Here is a 19065-nt window from a genome sequence, read left to right on the forward strand (position 1 = left end):
CGCCTTACAGTTCGCCGAGCTTGCGGAGGAGCTGACCGCGGTACTCCTCGTCGGCCTGGACGCCCTTCAGTTCGAGGACGTTCCGTTCGAGCTTGTCGAGCGCGACGTTGAAGGCGGTCTCGGCCCCGTATCCCTCACCGGAGCCGGCGGCCTGCCCCTTGTTGGTTCGGAGGCGGATCTGACACTGGATGAGCGGCGTGCCGCGGAGTTTCTCCTTGTGCTCGTGGAACCGGACGTGGGCGTGCTGGACCTGCATCGCCTGGTACTTGTCGGCCACCGTCTCGATGTCGGCTCGGATGTCCTCCCGGGAGATGGTGTCGAGGAGGGTGATGTTGGTGATCTGCACGTCCATGTGTTCCTCCTCCGTGTAGGTCAGCGCCCGGAGCACGTCGGTCTTCGTGAGGATGCCGACGACCGCGCTGTCGTCGTCTTCCGGCGTGACGACGAGGCCGGCGAAGTCGTTTTCGAGCATTCGAGCCACGGCGTCCTCGACGGAATCGCCCACTCGAACCGTCTCGACGGGGCTGTTCATCACGTCGTACACCGGGAGGTCGAGGACCCGCTCGATCTCGCCCGCGCGGTCGCCGCGGGTCGCCTTATTCATGTCGCGGACGACCACGTCGACGATGTCGTGGCGGGTAACCATGCCGGTCAGGCTGTCGGTCTCGTCGAGCACGGGGAGCCGGGAGATGCCGTGCTTCCGGAGGAGATTGACGACTTGCCCGACGTTGGTGTCCTCCGAGACCGTGATGACGTCCTGCGTGTAGATGTCCTCGACGGTGAGTGCGTCGAGGTTCTCGAGGACGGCGTCGAGGATATCGTCCTCGGTGACGATTCCCCAGAGCTCGCCGGCCTCGAAGACGGGGGCGAGTTTCACCCCGCCCTCGACGAGGACGCGCGCGACCTCGCGCACGTCGTCGGTGCGCCCGACCTTCGGGGCCGAGCGCGTCATCGCCCCCGCTTTCGCGTTGTCCTCGACGTGGGACTGGACCAACTGTTTCTGCGTGATAACGCCAGCGTACGCACCGTCGTCCGTGACGATGATGCCCTTGGGGTTCTCGCGCTCGAAGATAGATCGAACCTTCCCCAGGCGCTTGTTGGCGTCAACCTCGACAAACTCTCTGGTGGCGATATCAGCAATATCCATCGTGCTTCACAGTTCGAGGTTCTACGTGAAGGGTTATCAACCTTGGTTTAGTTCCTGGGAATCGGGAGACGGGCCAAGCTTTAGGCCGCTGGAACCAACCTTTAGCTGTGCTCCCTGACATCGGCGTCTTCGGTCCGTACACCTACCTCGTCACCGAGGTCGTCTGGGGGAGCGTCGCCCTCGCGCTGCTGTGGCGGGCGGGCGCGCTCCGCGAGGCGGCCCGGACCATCGCAGTTCTCTACCCGATCGCGTACGTCTGGGACTGGTACACTCTCACCGTCGGCGTCTTCTCGATCGACCTCCGGACCGGCGTCGACCTGCTCGGCATCCCCGTCGAGGAACACATCTTCATCGTCGTCGTCCCCGCACTCGTCCTCGGTATCCACGAAACGCTCCGGGTCCGAACGAGTGACGATAGCACGGAACGGTCAGGACGCTAACCCGTTTTACAGCCCTAACTCACGCGGCAATTCGTCCAGCAACTGGAAACGCTACCATTGAGTGAATGTCACGATTTCCCACAATAGGGCTACCGAGCGCCCAATCCGGCGTATGCCGTCACCTCCCACAGTAGCTATATGTGTCAGCCGAGAGTTGCATCGACCAGCCATGACTGACACTATCCCGACACCTCACATCGAGCTCTACGTCCGGTCGATGCTCCCCGACGGTGCCCACGAACGCCAGGAGGAGGTCATCGACCGCCTCGATACGCTCGAAGAGAACGACCAGATCGCGAGCTTCAACGTCATCGTCTGGGGCAAGCAGATCGCTCCGCAGTCGGCCGCCGCCGGAACGGCGGAAGGGCAGTTCATCTTGAACCGCGTCGCCGAGTTCAAGCAGTGGGCGCTCTCGAACAACGTCTCGTTCGAGTCGTTCTATCAGCGCACGCAGGTGGATTCCGAGGCCGCCGAGTCGGCCTACGACGCGATGACGCTCCCCGTCATGGGTCTCGCCGAGTACGACGGTGACGAGCTCGCCCACGTCGCGCCCTGCACCAAGGGCGACACGGTCCACACCATCGTCGACCGTCTCGAACGCCTCGAAGCGGGGCAGCCGCCCGCGCTCGAACAGGAGCGACGCGGCGTCAGCGTGGTCTAGTCCGCGGTCTCCGCTCGAATCGTCTCGACGTAGGGACCGAACGACTCCGCCCCCTCGAGCATCGTCAGTACCTCCTCCGGTTCGACCGCCAGTTCGTAGGCCGGTCGCCCCTTCCCCGTCGCCGACTCCGTCCGCGCTTTCGTCAACAGGCCAGCGTCGGCGAGCGTCCGGAGCGCCGCGATGATTTCCTGCCGCTCGACGCCACCGAATGGCTCTCGCTCGAGGTCGTCGAGGTGTGCCTTCGCCGTCTGGGCCACGTCGTAGGAGTGTACCGGCGTCTCTCCCGCGACGGTCAGTTCGACGACCGAGAGCAGGACGAACTGTTCGAACGAGTCGGCCGTGTCGAGGCTGTCCATACCTGTCACTGTCAGGGTTTCATCAAGAAAGTTCTGGAAGGTGAAACGAGCCAGCGACTCACCCGTTCGGACGCCGCCTGCCGCGCTTCGGATGCTTCGAGACGTACACCGGCGTCGGAAACACCGCCTCGACGAGTCGCCGCCCGAGCCGCGAGGAAAACGCCAGTTCGAGCGGCTCTGCGAACGTCTCCAGTAACCGCTGTTTCCCGTTCGACGCGTCGAGATCGAGGTCAAGCAGGTCTCCGGATCGGTACTCCACGGTCTCGAAGTACCTGCTCAGTTCCCTGCGGACGGTGATCGACCACACCGGGTGGTACGCCTCCCTGTACCAGCCCTCGCCGCGCTCGTACTTCTGGTCGTACGGCCGGGCCACACGGCCGCCGATCGACTCCGGTAACCACGGCATCCCCAGCGGATACCCGTGCCCGTCGCCCGGCCAAGCGCGGTTCGGACAGATCGAGATGAACACGCCGTCGTCAGAGAGGACGCGCGCGGTGTCGGCGATGAGCGCCTCCTCGTCGGGGACGTGCTCGAACACCATGTTCGAGACGATGGCGTCGACGCTGTCGTCCGGAAGCGGAATCTCCGTCCCGTCGCCTCTGATAAGATCGCAGTCGCGATCCGTCGCGTCCTCGTCGAAGTCGATGTCGAGTACGATCGCCCGACAGCCGATCGCGTCCGCCAGCGCCGACGCTATCTTGCCGTCTTTCGCGCCGATGTCGAGGAGCACTGAATCCTCGTCCAGTCGCTCCGAATCGGCGAGCGCCGACCGATACAGCTGTTTGAAGACTGTCGATGTCATGTCGTGGGGTAGCGAGAGCCGCCGACTGCGGTCTGCTTGATGCGCTACTCAATCGGGAGCCCCTATCACTATCCGTCACTTATCCACATAAGTGGGTAATAAGGTTCGTGGGACAGATGGGCGATATGGAGCCCGTAACCGCGAAACCACACATTAAGCCGACCAAACTTCGATATCTCTAGATGTGTCGCAGACACCTTCAAAAGCCCGTCCGTCCTGCGTATCTGTTCCATTACCGACTCGCGTCCACGCTGTCGTGACTCGAACGCACACCGTTCGCTCGCGAAGAGTCGATAGAACGAGTCCGAACAGATCGTGACACGAACCGAGACTCGCGACGTTCTCCGGTGACATCCACAAAATGGGTCGGACGGATTGTGAACCGAATGAAGATCCGCGTCGCTCGCCTTACAGGGTTCAAATCGCCCTCACGCACGATTTCGTCGCTCGCGGGATGCTCGCGACAGAATGAGTGGGTTCGGGCGGATTTGAACCGCCGGCCTCCTCCATGTCAAGGAGGTGTCATAACCGACCTAGACCACGAACCCTCACTGCGAGGTACACCTCATTGTATCCCGGGGGTATAATTGAAGGTTTCGAATTCGGTATCGCCACGGCGTCTGTTGATTGGCCCCACACCCGCCTCGGAGACGTACCGGCCCGATAGGCTTAAGTCGATGTACGGATTTGTACATCACAACACGAAAAAGTCCATTGGTGAATACAATGAAGGAGTATATCGAACGCGTCACCGACGGAGAGGACCTGACACAGGAAGAAGCGCGCCGCGTCGCGACGACCGTCTTCGACGACGCGACCGACGCTCAGATCGGTGCGTTGCTGACGGCGCTGCGGGCGAAAGGAGAGACCGAAGCCGAGATCGCCGGCTTCGCGGAGGGGATGCGCGACGCTGCGCGGACCATCCGACCCGACCGCGAGGGGATGGTCGACACCTGCGGGACGGGCGGCGATGACTACAACACGATCAACGTCTCGACGACGAGCGCGATCGTCGCGGCGGGGGCGGGCGTTCCGATCGCCAAGCACGGCAACTACTCCGTGTCGTCGGCCTCGGGGAGCGCCGACGTGCTCGAAGAGGTCGGCGTCGACATCGAGGCCGAACCCGAAGACGTCGAGGAGACCATCGAGCGCGAGGGCATCGGCTTCATGCTCGCGCCCGTGTTCCACCCGGCGATGAAGGCCGTCATCGGTCCGCGCAAGGAACTCGGAATCCGGACCGTCTTCAACATCCTCGGGCCGCTGACCAACCCCGCCGACGCGGACGCGCAGGTCCTCGGCGTCTACGACCCCGACCTCGTCCCGGTCATGGCCGAGGCGCTGGCCCGTCTGGAGGTGGAACGCGCGCTCGTCGTCCACGGCAGCGGCCTCGACGAGATCGCCATCCACGGCGAGACGGCCATCGCCGAGGTCACCGGCGACCGGATCGCGGAGTACACCATCACGCCCGAGGACATCGGCCTGGAGACCCACGACATCGAGGACATCGCGGGCGGCGAGCCCGCGGAGAACGCGGCCGACCTCCGCGGTATCGTCTCCGGCGAGCTCACCGGGGCGAAGCGGGACATCATCCTCGCCAACGCCGGCGCGGCCATCTACGTCGCCGGCGTCGCCGACACCCACGAGGAGGGCGTCGAGCTGGCGCGAGACGCGATCGAGTCCGGCGACGCCGCGGCGAAGCTCGACGACCTGGTCGGGGCATGACGCGCGTGAAGATCTGTGGCGTCACCGACGACGAGGACCGCGACGCCGTCGTCGCGGCCGGAGCCGACGCCGTCGGCGTCATCCACGGCGTCCCAGTAGACACGCCCCGCGAAGTCGACGAAGCGACGGCGGCAGACCTGGTCGACGGCGTCCCGCCGCTCGTGACCAGCGTCCTCGTGACGATGCCGACGACGGTCCAGGAGGCCGTCACGCGCGTCGACGCGGTCGAACCGGACGCGGTGCAGGTCCACGACGGGCTCTCGCCGGCGGAACTGGGCGCGCTCGACAGCCGGATCACCCAGTCCATCGTCGCCGTCGTCTCGGCGGACGCGCCCGACATCGCGGACTACGCGGCCCACGCCGACGCTCTGCTGGTCGACTCCGTCGACGCCGACGGCGGCGGCGGCACGGGCGAGACTCACGACTGGGAGCGCACGCGCGACCTCGTCGACTCGCTCGACGTTCCGGTCGTCCTCGCCGGCGGACTGACGCCCGAGAACGTCGCGGCCGCCGTCGAAACGGTCGACCCGTTCGCCGTCGACGTGGCCAGCGGCGTCGAGTCCGAGGGCGGCCGGAAGGATCACGACGCCGTCGAGCGGTTCGTCCGCAACGCGACCCGGGCGACGGAGGGGTCGGCATGAGTCTCGACCTCTCCCGCGAGGCGTTCGTCGAGCAGGCCGAAGCGGACCGGCCAGTCGTCGTTCGGACAGCCGCCGAACTCGACGCGGACGTGGAGCCGCTCGCCGCCTACGCGGCGCTGAGCGGGCGCACCGGCGACGCGGCCGAGAGCGACTACACGTTCCTACTGGAGAGCGCCGAGAAGGTCGCCTCCAGCGACCCGGACGGCGCGTTCGCCCCGGAGACCGACGACCGCCACGCCCGCTTCTCGTTCGTCGGCTACGACCCGCGGGCGGTCGTCACCGTCACCGGCGACGACAGCGAGGTACAGGTCCTCGACGAGCGCTACGCCGACCTCGTGACGACGGACGGCGGCGACGTGGTCGACGACCTCCGCGCCGCGATGCCGGACGTGACCCTCCGGAACTTCCCGGAGATGGACCGCCAGCACCTCGAAGGCGGCCTCGTCGGCTTCCTCTCGTACGACGCCGTCTACGACCTCTGGCTCGACGAGGTTGGCCTCGACCGCCCGGACTCGCGGTTCCCGGACGCCCAGTTCGTCCTGACCACGTCGACGGTCCGGTTCGACCACGTCGAGGAGACCGTCTCGCTGGTGTTCACGCCCGTCGTCAGACAGGACGAAGACGCCGGCGAACGCTACGACGAACTGGTCGCCGAGGCCGAACGCGTCGACGCCGTGCTCTCGGACCTCGGCCCGCTCTCGACCGGCGGCTTCCGCCGCGAACGCGAAGTAGCCGGCCCGCAGGACGAGTACGAGGCCGCCGTCGAGCGCGCCAAGGAGTACGTCCTCTCGGGCGACATCTACCAGGGCGTCATCTCGCGGACCCGCGAGCTGTACGGCGAGGTCGATCCGCTCGGCTTCTACGAGGCGCTCAGGGCGGTGAACCCATCGCCGTACATGTACCTGCTCGGTTACGACGACCTGACCATCGTCGGCGCGAGCCCGGAGACGCTGGTCTCCGTGGCCGGTGACCACGTCGTCTCGAACCCCATCGCGGGCACGTGCCCGCGAGGGAACTCCCCGGTCGAGGACCGCCGCCTCGCCGGCGAGATGCTCGCGGACGGCAAGGAGCGCGCCGAGCACACGATGCTCGTTGACCTGGCACGCAACGACGTTCGCAGGGTCGCCGAGGCCGGCAGCGTCCGCGTCCAGGAGTTCATGAACGTCCTGAAGTACAGCCACGTCCAGCACATCGAATCGACGGTTACGGGCCGGCTCTCGCCCGAGAAGGACGCTTTCGACGCCGCCCGCGCGACGTTCCCCGCCGGAACGCTCTCGGGCGCACCGAAGATTCGAGCCATGGAGATCATCGACGAGCTCGAACGCTCGCCGCGCGGGCCATACGGCGGCGGCGTCGGCTACTTCGACTGGGGCGGCGACGCAGACTTCGCCATCGTCATCCGCTCGGCCACCATCGAGGACACCGACGAGTCCGACCGCATCACGGTCCAGGCCGGCGCGGGCATCGTCGCCGACTCGGACCCCGAGAGCGAGTACGTCGAGACCGAACAGAAGATGGACGGCGTGCTGACGGCGCTGGAGCGCATCGAGGATGACCGGTCGACCGACGGATTCGATAGAACCGACGGCGACGAGGCCGACACGACCGACGGCGACGAGCACGCCGGGGAGGTGCCCCGATGAGCGCGTCGCGACCGGCCGGCGAGGACGCGGTCAGGGACGACCTGCGGGTCCTGTTCGTCGACAACTTCGACTCCTTTACGTACAACCTCGTGGAGTACGTCTCCGAACACGCCGAGACCGAAGTCGTCCGGAACACGGCGTCGCTCGACGACGTGAGAGCGTTCGACCCCGACGCCATCGTGCTCTCGCCCGGCCCGGGTCACCCGAAGAACGAGCGCGACGTGGGCGTCACGCTCGACGTGCTCCGCGAGATCAGTCCCGACGTGCCGACCCTCGGAGTCTGCCTCGGTCTCGAATCGGCGGTGTACGCCTACGGCGGCACCATCGGTCGCGCGCCGGAGCCTATCCACGGCAAGGCCTTCCCCATCGATCACGACGGCGAAGGCGTCTTCCGCGGCCTCGAACAGGGCTTTCAGGGCGGGCGCTATCACTCGCTGGTCGCAGAGGGCGTCCCTGACGAGTTCGTCGTCAGCGCGACGACTGAGACGGCGGACGGCACGGAACTGGTGATGGGCGTCCGTCACCGCGAGCATCCCATCGAGGCCGTCCAGTTCCACCCGGAGTCCGTCCTGACTTCGGTCGGTCACGACGTGATCCGGAACTTCCTCGCTGGACTCTAGATAATCTGGAAGCCCAGCATCCCGAGCAGCCAGAGGACGGCGACGGCGACGATGGCGAGAACCACGATTCGCCACGCCATTTTCATGACGAACCGACCGACCAGCAGGACGAGCGCGATCACGAGGAGGCCGCCCAGCAGCGCGGGCAGCGAGGGGACCCCGCCGAGTTGCAGGAGCCAGAGCATACGGTGGACAACGACGGCCGGCGGGAAATACTTCGTGGCTGGATCGGACGTGGCGGGCGGTCGGTCGACGCGGCGAATTGCGGCGGTGCGCGGGCCGCCGCTCTATTTGGGAAATCGCATGACTGCAGTCCGTCTGACGCACTTGTATTCGGCTCCTACTCGCCGTTAGTCGGCGGCTATCTCGGTCCGAAACCCCCTGCTGTTTCGACTGGATATGTCGCTCCCGTCCGGGGGTTCCGTGGGAGCCGATTTCACTTTCACTGCGGTCTACACACTATTAAGAAGAGTCCGGCGCATCTATTCCGATGTACGCGACTATCGTCTCCGCGTCGCTCGCACAGACCGACGAACACCGTAGTTGCGACGCTGTCTCGCGAGTGCGGTCGCGCCGAACTCGCAGCCAAGAAGGAAGGATTAAACGCCATCGATGAATACGTATCTGCCGCCAGAAATGACCGGAACACGGGTAGCCACTGAACGGGGTATCGACCGGCAGCGGGCCGCTGCCGGGCGGAGGAACGGGCGATGAGTAACAGCGACCTCTCCGCCGACGAGATCACGCTTCCGATCAAACGGACCGACGGGGACACCCTCGAAGAACGGCTCACAGGCAACGCCTACCACAACATCCTCCCGGCGCGCTATCTCCGGAAGGACGCCAACGGCGACCTCGTCGAGGAGCCCGAAGACCTCTTCCAGCGGGTCGCGAAGAACATCGCGCTCGCCGAGGCCGTCTTCGAAGCGAACAAGCGGGGCGCCGACGTGACCGTCACGCCCGAGCAGCTGAAGCCCGACCACCCGCGCCGCGACGAACTCGCGGCCGAGGTGTTCGGGAAAGGGACTGCCGTCGACGACGACGCCGAGACCGAGCTCTCCGTCTACAACGTCAACAAGTTCGCCTACGACACCGTCGTTCCGGAGCTCCCCGAGGAGGTCCGCGACCACGTCGAGTCCGTCGCCGACGCGTTCCAGGACCAGATGGAACAGCTCTCGTTCATGCCGAACTCGCCGACGCTGATGAACGCCGGCGACGAGCTCCAGCAGCTCTCCGCCTGCTTCGTCGACTCGCCCGGCGACGACATCGACGACATCCACCAGACCGCCAAGGAGGCCGCGCAGGTCTTCCAGTCCGGCGGTGGCATGGGCTACGCGTTCTGGAAGCTCCGCCCGTACGGCGACCCCGTCGGCTCCACCGGCGGCATCGCCTCCGGGCCGATCACGTTCATGCGGACCTACGACCAGATGTGCGAGACCATCGCGCAGGGCGGGGCCCGCCGCGGTGCACAGATGGGCGTCATGCGCGTCTCTCACCCCGACGTCATCCAGTTCATCCACGCCAAGAACAAGGACGTCTCGCTGGCCGAGACGCTGCGCCTGAACGACCCCGACGACTTCACGCACAACTCCTTCGCCGAGGCCTTAGAGGAGTCCCGCGAGCTCATCGACGAGGACGGCAAGGTGCCCAAGCACCTCCGCAACGCCGTCGAGGGCCACCTCTCGAACTTCAACATCTCCGTCGGCATCACCGACGACTTCATGGACGCGCTCCAGAACGGCGAGGAGTTCACGTTCACGAACCCCCGCACCGAGGAGCCCCACGTCGCGACCGAACAGACCGAGGAGCTCTACGAGATGTTCGACCTCGGCGAGTACGTCGAGGCCGGCGAGGTCCTCTCCATCCCCGCCGAGAAGCTCTGGGAGCGCATCGTGCAGGGCGCCCACGAGAACGGCGAGCCGGGCGTCATCTACCTCGAACGCGTCAACAAGCAGCACTCCTTCGACGTGGAGGAACACCCCGAGCACCAGATCCTCGCGACCAACCCCTGCGGCGAGCAGCCCCTGGAAGAGTACGAGGCCTGTAACCTCGGCCACATCAATCTCTCGACGCTGGCCGCCCAGGACGCGCCGGACTGGCGCGTCTGGTCCGCCGAGCACGGCGACGAGTACGACTCGACCGAGGCGGCCATCGAGGCGTTCCTCGAGGACGCAATCGACTGGGCGGAGTTCGACCGCCGCATCGAACTCGGCACGCGCTTCCTCGAGAACGTCGTCACGATGTCGGACTTCCCGGTCGAGAAGATCGAGCAGAAGGTCCGCGAGATGCGCAAGATCGGCCTCGGCATCATGGGGCTGGCCCAGCTGTACATCCAGCTCGGCGTCGCCTACGGCACCGACGAGGCCAACGAGATCGCCCGGCAGACGATGCGCCACATCAACCACGGCTCGAAGGCCACCAGCCACGAACTCGCCGAGGACCGCGGCGTCTTCGAGGAGTGGGACAACTCCAAGTACGCGACCCCGACCGAGTACCGCGAGTGGTTCGAGAAGCAGACCGGCGAGGACGCCGACGACTGGGAAGACGGCTACCCCATCCGCAACCACAACACGACGACCATCGCGCCGACGGGCACGACCTCGATGATCGGCAACACCACCGGCGGCTGTGAGCCGATCTACAACGTCGCCTACTACAAGAACGTCTCCGACGACGTGCAGGGCGACGAGATGCTCGTCGAGTTCGACGACTACTTCCTGCGCGCCCTGGAGGACAACGACATCGACGTCGACGCCGTCAAGGAGGAGGCCCAGGAACAGATGGCGAACAACGAGTTCGACGGCGTCGACGGGCTCACGACGGTCCCGGACGCCATCGGCGAACTGTTCGTCACGACGGGCGACCTCTCGGCGCGACAGCACGCCGGCATTCAGGTGGCCTGCCAGGAGGGCGTCGACTCCGCCATCTCGAAGACGGTCAACGCCCCCAACGACTCCACCATCGAGGACGCCGCCGCGGTGTTCGAGTACATCTACGACCACGGCGGCAAGGGCGTCACCTACTACCGCGACGGCACCCGCTCGAAGCAGGTGCTGACGACGCGCGCCCAGAACACGGAGTTCGCCGACATGGACGCCGAGGAGGTCGTCGCCCAGATCGAGGAGGTCTTCGGCGGCATCGAGGGCTTCCTCGAAGACGAGGCCGTCCGGGCCGCTATCGACGACTCCGTCGCGGAGATTCTGAGCGTCGCAGACGGCGACGCGGATGCCGAGTTCGCCAAGAAGCAGTCCCGGCCGGACGTGCTCCACGGCGTCACCCAGCGCATCGACACCGGCTACGGGAAGCTGTACGTCAACATCAACGAGGACCCCGAGGCCGACCGGCCGTTCGAGCTGTTCGCCAACATCGGCAACTCCGGCGGTTTCACGGCCTCGTTCACCGAGGCCCTGGCCAAGACCATCTCGACCGCGCTCCGCTCGGGCGTCGACCCCGAGGAGATCGCCGACGAGCTCCAGGGCATCCGGTCGCCGAAGGTCGCCTGGGACAAGGGCGAGCAGATCCAGTCCATCCCGGACGCCATCGGGACGGCCCTGCGTCGCTACCTCGACGGCGAGGTCGACAAGGCCTACCCGCAGCAGGTCACGCTCGAGGAGACCGCCGAAGACGAGGACGGCGAGGCCGACGCCGCGACCCAGACCGACGGCGGTCCGGAATCGCTCGATTCCGGAGCACAGCAGACGCAGTCTGCTGGCGGTCCGGCGGCCACCGCCGCGCAGGCCGACGCCGCCTCGGGCGACCAGCAGGACATCATCGACGCCGGCGAGAGCCCCGAGTGCCCCGAATGTAGCTCGCTCTCGCTGTACTACTCGGAGGGCTGCAAGACCTGCGAGTCCTGCGGCTGGTCCGAGTGCTGAGACCGGCCCGTCGCCGACGACTGTGACACACGGAGCCTGATTTCGCCGCATCCGCCCGCGGCCCGCTTTTCCCGTCGCTCGCGCCCAGCGCCGGCTACCTGAGTTCGGTCACGTCGTAGACGCCGGCGACGGCGGTCTCCTCGGCGGTCGCCGTGATCTCCTGGCCCTCCTCGACCGCCGTGTCCGTGACGAGCGTGACCGGTTCGATGGGCCGTCGACGGAGGAAGGCCCACACGCGCTCGACCCACGACGGCCGCCCGCCCTTCCGGCAGACGACGACGTAGCGCGACGCCGCGAGCGACGCGAGGTCCGATTCGAGGTCGTAGTCGTCGAGTTCGTCCGGGCCGACGACGTGGATGACTTCGCCGGTGATCGTCTCGTCCATACCCGTCGCTTGCGGCCGAACCGGTATGTGTCGCCCGCTTCGTTATGCGTACCGCTTCGACACCCATCCCGAGGGACCGTTGGGGTAGGGATCGGCCTCCGCTTCGGGCTGGACTCCGTCGTCGCGGTCGACCATTCGGACGACGAGGGTGTGGCCGCCCGCGGGCGGGTCGTAGGTGTACTCCCACTGCCGCCAGGCGTCCCCTGCGCGGCCTTCGCCGTCGGCCGCGGGCAGCGGGTCCGAGAGTGTCGCGTCGGCCCACGTCTCGCCGCCGTCGGTCGAGACCTCGACGCGCTCGACGCCGCGCAGGCCGGCGTAGGCGTGACCGCCGACGCGGCGACGGCCGTCGTCCAGCAGCGATTCGTAGTGGAGTTTCGCAACGGGGATCACCGGGCCGGTCCCGTGCCAGCCCCGCCGCTCCCAGTAGCCGTCGGCCTCCCGTTCGAGCACCTCGATCTCGGTGAGCCACTTGACGTTGATCTCGCCCCAGTGGCCCGGGACGAGCGCCCGGACGGGGTAGCCGTGGCCGCGGGGGAGGACCTTGCCGTTCATGCCGTAGGCCAGCATCCCGCGCCGGAGCGCCTCGATGGGGAACTCCTCGAAGTAGTCGTCGTCGGCACGGAGCATGACGCAGTCACAGCCGCTCTGGACGCCGGCCTCGTCGAGGAGCGGTTCGATGGGGACCCCGGTCCACAGCGCCGTGTCCATCTTGTACCCGTTGAGCTGTTCCCCGACGCAGCGCAGCGTCTCGAATCGGTTCTCGGCCGCCATCGACTGGATCTCCTCGTAGTCGACGGTGATCTCCTCCTCGACGGCCCCGGTGATCGACAGCGACCAGGTCCCGGCGTCGAGGTCGGGGTCGATGGAGTTGATGTCGACCTCGTAGAAGCGCTCGCTGACCAGCGGGTCGATGTCGCCGAGGTCCAGCGACGCGTCCTCCGCGATGGCGAGCTTTCGCTGGATGTCGGCCACGTCCGCGCTTGCAGTCGGGAGCGACGGCGCGTCGTCGTCGGCCGTCCGCGGCGACCGGCGCTCGCCGGCCGCGTAGCCGAGCAGGGCCGCGCCGAGCGCGACGCCGGTCGTCGAGAGCGCCCGCCGTCGCTTCGAGGAGATCGGGGCGACCGGTCCGCCGAAACTGTCGAGGGTCTGTGCGAGGGCGACGACGGCGGCCGCGGCGACGGCCGGCCCGGCGGCGAGGACGCTCTCGCCCGTGAGGACGACCGCGACGCCCCACGTCAGGGCGGCGGTCCCGACCGCAGGTACGAGACGGTTGTTCGCCGCCTGGCCGGTGAGGATTGCGGCCCGCGCGGCCAGGGCGACGAGCAGGCCGGTGAGACAGACCGCGAGCAGGAGATTGAGCTGCTGTCCGAGGCTCCCCAGCGTCGAGATGGCGGTCGAGACGACGATGCCCGGCATCGCCCGCGTGAGCGCGCGCTCGACCGGCGACACGACGAACGTCGGGGTGTAGCCGCTCAGGGCGTACGACCCGGCCAGTCCGGCGACCGCCGCGGCGACGCTCACCAGTAGTCGGCCGCCGCGCGTGTCCAAGAGGTCGTCCGTCATGGCCGTATCGAGGCGCTACCAGCCAAAAGGCGTTGTTCCAAATTCGGCCCGACTCCGTTCCGAGACACCGGAAGAGCGAAGCCCCGCGACGCCGTCGCGTCTCCCATGACCGAGGACGCCGGCGGTCGCCCGTGCCCGCTGTGCGAGCGGGCGATGTACCACCGCCACTGCAAGTACGTCTGCCCGGAGCACGGCGTCGTCTACGACTGCGCCGACACGTTCTACTGATTGCCGCCGCCGGCCTGGTGAGTCGTGGGACAGCAGTGCGCCGCTGGCGGGTTTATTACGCTGGAACAACGACGTGAGTGGTAATGAGCAGCCACGGTGGGGAGATTCGCGTCCTGCACGTCGACGACGACCCCGACCTCGGCGATCTCGTCGCGCTCCACCTCGAGCGAGTCCACGAGGACCTCACCGTCTGTACCGAGCGGCGGGCGGCCGACGGGCTCGAACGGCTGTCGACCGAGTCGTTCGACTGCGTCGTCAGCGACCACGACATGCCGGGGATGGGCGGGCTGGAGTTCCTTCGGGCCGTCCGAGAGGACCACGGCGACCTCCCGTTCATCCTCTTCACCGGGAAGGGCAACGAGGAGATCGCGAGCGACGCCATCTCCGCCGGCGTCACCGAGTACCTCCAGAAGGGGGTCGGGACGGACCAGTACGCGGTGCTGGCGAACCGCATCGAGCGCGCCGTCGGCGAGCGGCGAGCGAAGTCGGCGCTCGAAGAGTCAGAGCGGATGCTGTCGACGCTCATCTCGAACCTCCCGGGGATGGTGTACCGGGCGCGCAACGAGGCCGCCTGGCCGATGGCGTTCGTCAGCGACGGTGCGGCGGAGCTGGTCGGGTACCGCTCCGAGGCCATCGAGCGCGGCGAGGTCTCCTGGGGCGATTTCATCGACGAGTCCGACGCCGAGCGGCTCTGGCAGACCGTCCAGACGTGCATCGAGGCCGGCGAACCGTTCGAGGTCACCTATCGGGTCGAGACGGCCGACGGCGAGACGCGCTGGATGTGGGAGCGCGGGCGGGTCGTCGACGAGACCGACGACGGCGTCGAGATCCTCGAGGGGTTCATCACCGACGTGACCGCCCGGAAGGAACGCGAACGGGAGCTGGCGGCCGAGCGGGAGTTCTCCGAGAACCTCATCAACGCGATCGACGACGCGTTCTACCTCATCGGGACCGACGGCTCGCTGATCCGATGGAACGGCGTCGTCAACGAGGTGACCGGCTACACCGACGAGGAGCTGGCCTCGCTCGACGTGTGGGACCTCATCGCCGAGTCGCACCACGACGAGATCGGTCGCGCGATCGAGCGGACGATGGCGGTGAGTCACGGGAGCGCGGAAGCGCCGCTGGTGACGGCCGACGGCGAGGAGTTGCTGTACGAGTTCCGGGGCTCGGCGATCGACGACCGGAACGGCGAGACGCTCGGGGTGGCCGGAATCGGCCGCGACATCACGGAACGGAAACGCCGCGAACAGAAGCGAAAGCAGTACGAGACGCTGGTCGAGAACGTCGGCGACCCGATGTACGTCCTCAACCCCGACGGCACGATCCGCATGGCCAACGAGGCGATGGCCGACCACCTCGGCTACGACCGCGACGAAATCGTCGGCTCGGCCCCCAACCGATTCATGCCAGACGAAGACGTACAGCGGGGGACCGACCTCATTCGCGACCTCGTCCGCGACGACGAGCGCACCTGGGGCTCGTTCGAGATGCGGACCGTCGACGCCGACGGGACGATCAGGATCAACGAGGACAAGGTCGCCCCGCTGTTCGGCGACGACGGAGCGTTCGTCGGGTCGGTCGGCGTGTTACGCGAGACGACCGAGCGCAGGGAGCGCGAGCGCGAACTCGAACGCTACGAGACGATCATCGAGGCCGTCGGCGATCCGGTGTACACGCTCGACGACGAGGGCGTGTTCACCTACGTCAACGAGGCCGTCGAGGACATGACGGGCCACGAGCCCGACGCCCTCGTCGGCGCGCACATCTCGACCGTGATGAGCGACGAGGACATCGACCGCGGCAACGAGCTCATCCGTGAGATGCTGTCCGACGCTGACCGGCAGAACGTGACCTTCGAGACGGAACTCGTCGACGACGACGGCGACCCCACACCGGTCGAGATTCACATGGCGCTCCTGCCCGCACCCGCGGGAGAGTTCGCCGGCACGGCCGGCGTCATCCGGGACATCAGCGAACGGAAGGCCCGGGAGCGACAACTCGCCGAGTTCGCGTCCGTGGTCAGCCACGACCTCCGGAACCCGCTCAACGTCGTCGACGGCCGGATCTCGCTGGCTCGCGAGACCGGTGACCTTTCGCATCTCGACGCGGCGGCCTCCGCGACCGACCGGATGGGCGAACTCATCGACGACCTGCTGTCGCTCGCCAGACAGGGCGCGACGGTCGGCGAGACGAGCGCCGTCGACGTCGCCGCTTCCGCCGCCCAGGCATGGGCCGACGTTGACACGGGCGAAGCGACGCTAAGCCAGTCGGGATCGGTCACCGTCGAGGCTGACCCGGCCCGTCTCCGGGAACTGTTCGAGAACCTCTTTCGAAATGCCGTCGAACACGGTTCGACGAACCCTCGTTCGCAGACTCCCGAGGACGCTGTGGAGCACGGCTCCACGTGCAGTCAGGACGCAACGCGTTCTGACGACGCCGTCGACCACGATTCGACGCCCGTCGACGCCCCCGCCCCGCTCACCGTCACCGTCGGCCGGACGGACGACGGCTTCTACGTGGCCGACGACGGCGTCGGTATTCCGCCGTCGGAGCGCGACCGGGTGTTCGAACGCGGCTACACGACCAGCGAGCTTGGGACCGGATTCGGTCTCGCTATCGTCCGGGACATCGCCGAGGCCCACGGCTGGTCGGTCGACTTGACCGAGAGCGAGGTCGGCGGCGCGCGCTTCGAGTTCACGACGGCCCGGGGCGATCGGTGACGTGTCGGTAGGCCGGGCCGGCGAGCACCAGGACGGCCAGCGCCGCCGACAGCAACAGGACGTGCGGAAGCGCCTCGAGGCTGAGACCCGTGAGCGTCAGCGACCGTAGCGACGCGCCGGCGGCCACCTCGACGGCGACCCACGGAATCTCGCCGAGGAAGGTCCCGACGGCGAACGACCGCGGCGAGACGCGTGCGAACCCGGCCCCGTAGGAGACCGGATCGGCGGGGACTGGCGAGAGCCGCGCCGCGAGGACGCCCCGCGTCTCGCCGGTCACCTCGATGATCCGTCGGCCGGAGTCGCCCAGCCAGCCGAACATCCCGCCCTGCTCGCCGGCCCGCAGCGCGAACCGATAGGGGATGAGACAGGTGACGAGCGCGCCCATCAGCGCCACCGGGAAACCGTAGCCGACGCCGAGCACGAAGCCGACGAACGCCGACAGCGGCATCGTCGGCCACGCGAAGAAGGGACGGATCAGGTACAGCCCCACGATGACGCCGGCGAGGTAGACGGGGTGGTCCGCCAGGTGCGTGGTCTCCGCCACGACTCGCTCGGGGGTCAGCAGCGTCGTCGCGGCGGCGACGACGACCACCAGCGCGGTCGTACTCACCAGCTGTCGCTTCGCGAGGCGGTCCATCTATGCTACGGAGCGGTAGCGAGCGACAAACGCTTTGTGGTATCTTTTATGTTCGCGAGGCCGAACCGGCGTTCGTGTCCGGGAGCGAACGCGACCCGGTCGAACTCGGCGTCGAACTGCTCGCCCACCTCGAACACGGGGAGCTATCCGTCGCCGACGCCCTCGACCGCATCGAGACGGTGACCACGAACCCCCAGGTCCAGCGCGAGATCCTTGACACCGCGGTGATGCGCGGCATCGTCGAGCGCGAGGACGGCATGGTCCGCCCGCGCTCGCAGGGGACCTACGTGGAGTTCGAGAGCGACGTGGTGGTCCGCGAGGGCGATTTCACTTGCCAGCGTTGCGGGTCCGCCATCGGGACCGGCCACTTCGTCCAGTTCGAGGGCGGCGAGCTCGGACCGTTCGGGTCGACGTGTATTCGGAAGGTGTTGGGGAGAGAGTCGTAGCGAGAGCCCGAACGGAGTGGGGGCTCTCGGTGTAGCGAGCGGGGAGGAACGACCCGCGAGCGCAGGCGGGCCGCGGAACGCGTAGCCACTCTCGATTGTCGAGCGACTATCGACACAGCGAGAACAATCCACTCTCTGTCCGTCAGCGGCCCTGTCGAAGCTCTTTGATGAGCTGTTTGATGGTCTGCTCCTGTTTCTGGAGCTGTTCGTTCTGTCGCTCGACGGCGGCGGTCAGCTCCGCGACCTGGGATTCGAGGGCGGCGACGTCGCCGTTCGACGACGATTCGACCGTCTCGGGTTCTGCGTCGGTCGCGACACCGAGCGAGTCGGACCCCTGGCCGCCGGTCTCTGCGGTCGCGCCGGCGCTCCCGTCCTGGTCCGCCTGTGCCGTCGCGGCCTGCCGGTCGGTACCGTCGCCGGATTCGCCGGGGTCGTCGCTCACGAGCGGGTCGATGCCGGTGTTGAGGCTCAGCCCATCGCCGGCCCCGTTCCCGCTCTCGCCGTCGGCTTCGTCCGCGGCGACTTCGGCGTTGAGTTCGGTGAGCGAGTCGACCTCGTAGTAGGAAAACAGGGCCCCTTCGAGGGTCTTGCGGAGGACCGGTGCCTCTTCGGAGGGGGCCTTGATCCGCTCGGGGCGGTCGTTGAACGAGAGGACGATCGCGGTGGCGACGCTCCCCTCCTCGAACGTCAGCCCGGTCACGTCGTCGAAGGAGAACGCCTCGTAGTCGGCGTCCCAGGTGACGTTCCCGATGTGCTTGAGCAACTGGCGGTCGGTGACGACCAGCGTCAGCTCGCTGAACCGGAAGACGCCGGCCAGCGTCTCGTCGGCGTCGATGCCGCCCGAGGCGGTGAGCTTCCCTTCGAGCAGGCGCTTGAGGACGGCGTCGCCGCGGCTGCCGGGGACCGATAGCTCGCGCTTCTCGCTGGTGTAGACGAGCGTGAACTTCGTCTTTCGTCGGCCCTCGGAGACCGTGAGCCGTTCGAAGTCGTGGGGGTAGCTCTCGACCTTCTCGTCGCTGAGCAACCCCTCGCCGCGGTAGACGAGCGTCCGCGTCGGCGTGAAACAGGCCGCGTCCTCGTCGCCGAGGTTGACGCCGGATCGGACCTCCTCGTCCCCGAGTTCCCGCCGGACGAGGTCTGGTATCTCCATACTGCCTGCATACCTGCGTGGTGGCT

Annotated in this window: 18 protein-coding genes and 1 tRNA gene; 10 read left to right on the forward strand and 9 right to left on the reverse strand. The window is 67.3% G+C overall.

Annotation, left to right across the window (positions count from 1 at the left end):
- Window positions 1-4: 4 nt before the first annotated feature.
- On the reverse strand, window positions 5-1147 hold the full coding sequence (locus GM656_RS06880; protein WP_162412926.1) for a CBS domain-containing protein: 1143 nt from the start codon (window positions 1145-1147) through the stop codon (window positions 5-7).
- A gap of 107 nt (window positions 1148-1254) precedes the next feature.
- Here GM656_RS06880 and GM656_RS06885 point away from each other — a divergent pair, with 107 nt between their 5' ends.
- Window positions 1255-1587, forward strand: a complete 333-nt coding sequence (locus GM656_RS06885) for a lycopene cyclase domain-containing protein (RefSeq protein ID WP_162412927.1) — start codon at window positions 1255-1257, stop codon at window positions 1585-1587.
- Window positions 1588-1756: 169 nt separating this feature from the next.
- Complete coding sequence (locus tag GM656_RS06890) at window positions 1757-2248, forward strand: HTH domain-containing protein (RefSeq protein ID WP_162412928.1); 492 nt, start codon at window positions 1757-1759, stop codon at window positions 2246-2248.
- Here GM656_RS06890 and GM656_RS06895 read toward each other — a convergent pair.
- The 3 genes from GM656_RS06895 to GM656_RS06905 form a co-directional block, all read right to left on the reverse strand.
- Window positions 2245-2604, reverse strand: a complete 360-nt coding sequence (locus GM656_RS06895; protein ID WP_162412929.1) for a helix-turn-helix domain-containing protein — start codon at window positions 2602-2604, stop codon at window positions 2245-2247. The two genes, GM656_RS06890 and GM656_RS06895, sit on opposite strands and share 4 nt — an antisense overlap.
- A 58-nt stretch (window positions 2605-2662) precedes the next feature.
- The gene (locus GM656_RS06900) at window positions 2663-3406 is read right to left on the reverse strand and encodes a class I SAM-dependent methyltransferase (RefSeq protein WP_162412930.1); all 744 of its coding nucleotides are present in this window, start codon (window positions 3404-3406) and stop codon (window positions 2663-2665) included.
- A 473-nt stretch (window positions 3407-3879) separates the two neighbouring features.
- Window positions 3880-3954, reverse strand: a tRNA-Val gene (locus tag GM656_RS06905).
- Between the two features lie 178 nt (window positions 3955-4132).
- On the opposite strand from GM656_RS06905, the gene trpD reads away from it, so the two are divergent.
- From trpD to trpG, 4 genes are read left to right on the forward strand one after another with little or no spacing between them, the layout of a single operon-like run.
- A complete protein-coding gene (gene trpD / locus GM656_RS06910; protein WP_162412931.1) occupies window positions 4133-5128 on the forward strand; it encodes an anthranilate phosphoribosyltransferase in 996 nt (331 codons plus the stop codon).
- On the forward strand, window positions 5125-5769 hold the full coding sequence (locus GM656_RS06915) for a phosphoribosylanthranilate isomerase (RefSeq protein WP_162412932.1): 645 nt from the start codon (window positions 5125-5127) through the stop codon (window positions 5767-5769). The genes trpD and GM656_RS06915 overlap by 4 nt, the downstream gene beginning before the upstream one ends.
- Window positions 5766-7412, forward strand: coding sequence for an anthranilate synthase component I (gene trpE, locus GM656_RS06920; RefSeq protein WP_162412933.1), 1647 nt, complete (start codon window positions 5766-5768; stop codon window positions 7410-7412). The genes GM656_RS06915 and trpE overlap by 4 nt, the downstream gene beginning before the upstream one ends.
- Window positions 7409-8032: an anthranilate synthase component II gene (trpG, locus tag GM656_RS06925; protein WP_162412934.1), complete on the forward strand. Its 624-nt coding sequence runs from the start codon at window positions 7409-7411 to the stop codon at window positions 8030-8032. The genes trpE and trpG overlap by 4 nt, the downstream gene beginning before the upstream one ends.
- Here trpG and GM656_RS06930 read toward each other — a convergent pair.
- Window positions 8029-8217, reverse strand: coding sequence for a hypothetical protein (locus tag GM656_RS06930; protein ID WP_162412935.1), 189 nt, complete (start codon window positions 8215-8217; stop codon window positions 8029-8031). The two genes, trpG and GM656_RS06930, sit on opposite strands and share 4 nt — an antisense overlap.
- Before the next feature lie 525 nt (window positions 8218-8742).
- Between GM656_RS06930 and GM656_RS06935 the strand changes: the two genes are divergently transcribed.
- Window positions 8743-11907: an adenosylcobalamin-dependent ribonucleoside-diphosphate reductase gene (locus GM656_RS06935; RefSeq protein WP_162412936.1), complete on the forward strand. Its 3165-nt coding sequence runs from the start codon at window positions 8743-8745 to the stop codon at window positions 11905-11907.
- A 94-nt stretch (window positions 11908-12001) separates the two neighbouring features.
- On the opposite strand, the gene GM656_RS06940 is transcribed toward GM656_RS06935, so the two are convergent.
- Together GM656_RS06940 and GM656_RS06945 are read right to left on the reverse strand one after the other, a co-directional pair.
- Entirely contained in the window at window positions 12002-12292 is a 291-nt protein-coding gene (locus GM656_RS06940; RefSeq protein WP_162412937.1) for a DUF7526 family protein, read from the reverse strand.
- A gap of 42 nt (window positions 12293-12334) precedes the next feature.
- Window positions 12335-13855, reverse strand: a complete 1521-nt coding sequence (locus tag GM656_RS06945) for a molybdopterin-dependent oxidoreductase (protein ID WP_162412938.1) — start codon at window positions 13853-13855, stop codon at window positions 12335-12337.
- 105 nt (window positions 13856-13960) lie between these two features.
- On the opposite strand from GM656_RS06945, the gene GM656_RS19475 reads away from it, so the two are divergent.
- Together GM656_RS19475 and GM656_RS06950 are read left to right on the forward strand one after the other, a co-directional pair.
- Window positions 13961-14083 (forward strand): HVO_2523 family zinc finger protein, encoded by a 123-nt coding sequence (locus GM656_RS19475; protein ID WP_277815043.1) that lies wholly within the window; start codon window positions 13961-13963, stop codon window positions 14081-14083.
- An 83-nt stretch (window positions 14084-14166) separates the two neighbouring features.
- Window positions 14167-16806 (forward strand): PAS domain S-box protein, encoded by a 2640-nt coding sequence (locus tag GM656_RS06950; protein WP_162412939.1) that lies wholly within the window; start codon window positions 14167-14169, stop codon window positions 16804-16806.
- On the opposite strand, the gene GM656_RS06955 is transcribed toward GM656_RS06950, so the two are convergent.
- Window positions 16781-17443, reverse strand: coding sequence for a TVP38/TMEM64 family protein (locus GM656_RS06955; protein ID WP_162412940.1), 663 nt, complete (start codon window positions 17441-17443; stop codon window positions 16781-16783). The two genes, GM656_RS06950 and GM656_RS06955, sit on opposite strands and share 26 nt — an antisense overlap.
- Before the next feature lie 74 nt (window positions 17444-17517).
- Between GM656_RS06955 and GM656_RS06960 the strand changes: the two genes are divergently transcribed.
- Window positions 17518-17889, forward strand: a complete 372-nt coding sequence (locus GM656_RS06960) for a DUF5830 family protein (RefSeq protein ID WP_162412941.1) — start codon at window positions 17518-17520, stop codon at window positions 17887-17889.
- 142 nt (window positions 17890-18031) lie between these two features.
- Here the strand turns inward: GM656_RS06960 and GM656_RS06965 are convergent, their stop codons facing one another.
- Window positions 18032-19039 carry a DUF7115 domain-containing protein gene (locus GM656_RS06965; RefSeq protein ID WP_162412942.1) on the reverse strand — a complete coding sequence of 336 codons (1008 nt, stop codon included), beginning with the start codon at window positions 19037-19039 and terminating at the stop codon, window positions 18032-18034.
- Between the last annotated feature and the right edge of the window lie 26 nt (window positions 19040-19065).

The organism is Haloarcula salina, from assembly GCF_010119195.1.
Lineage (GTDB): Archaea > Halobacteriota > Halobacteria > Halobacteriales > Haloarculaceae > Haloarcula > Haloarcula salina.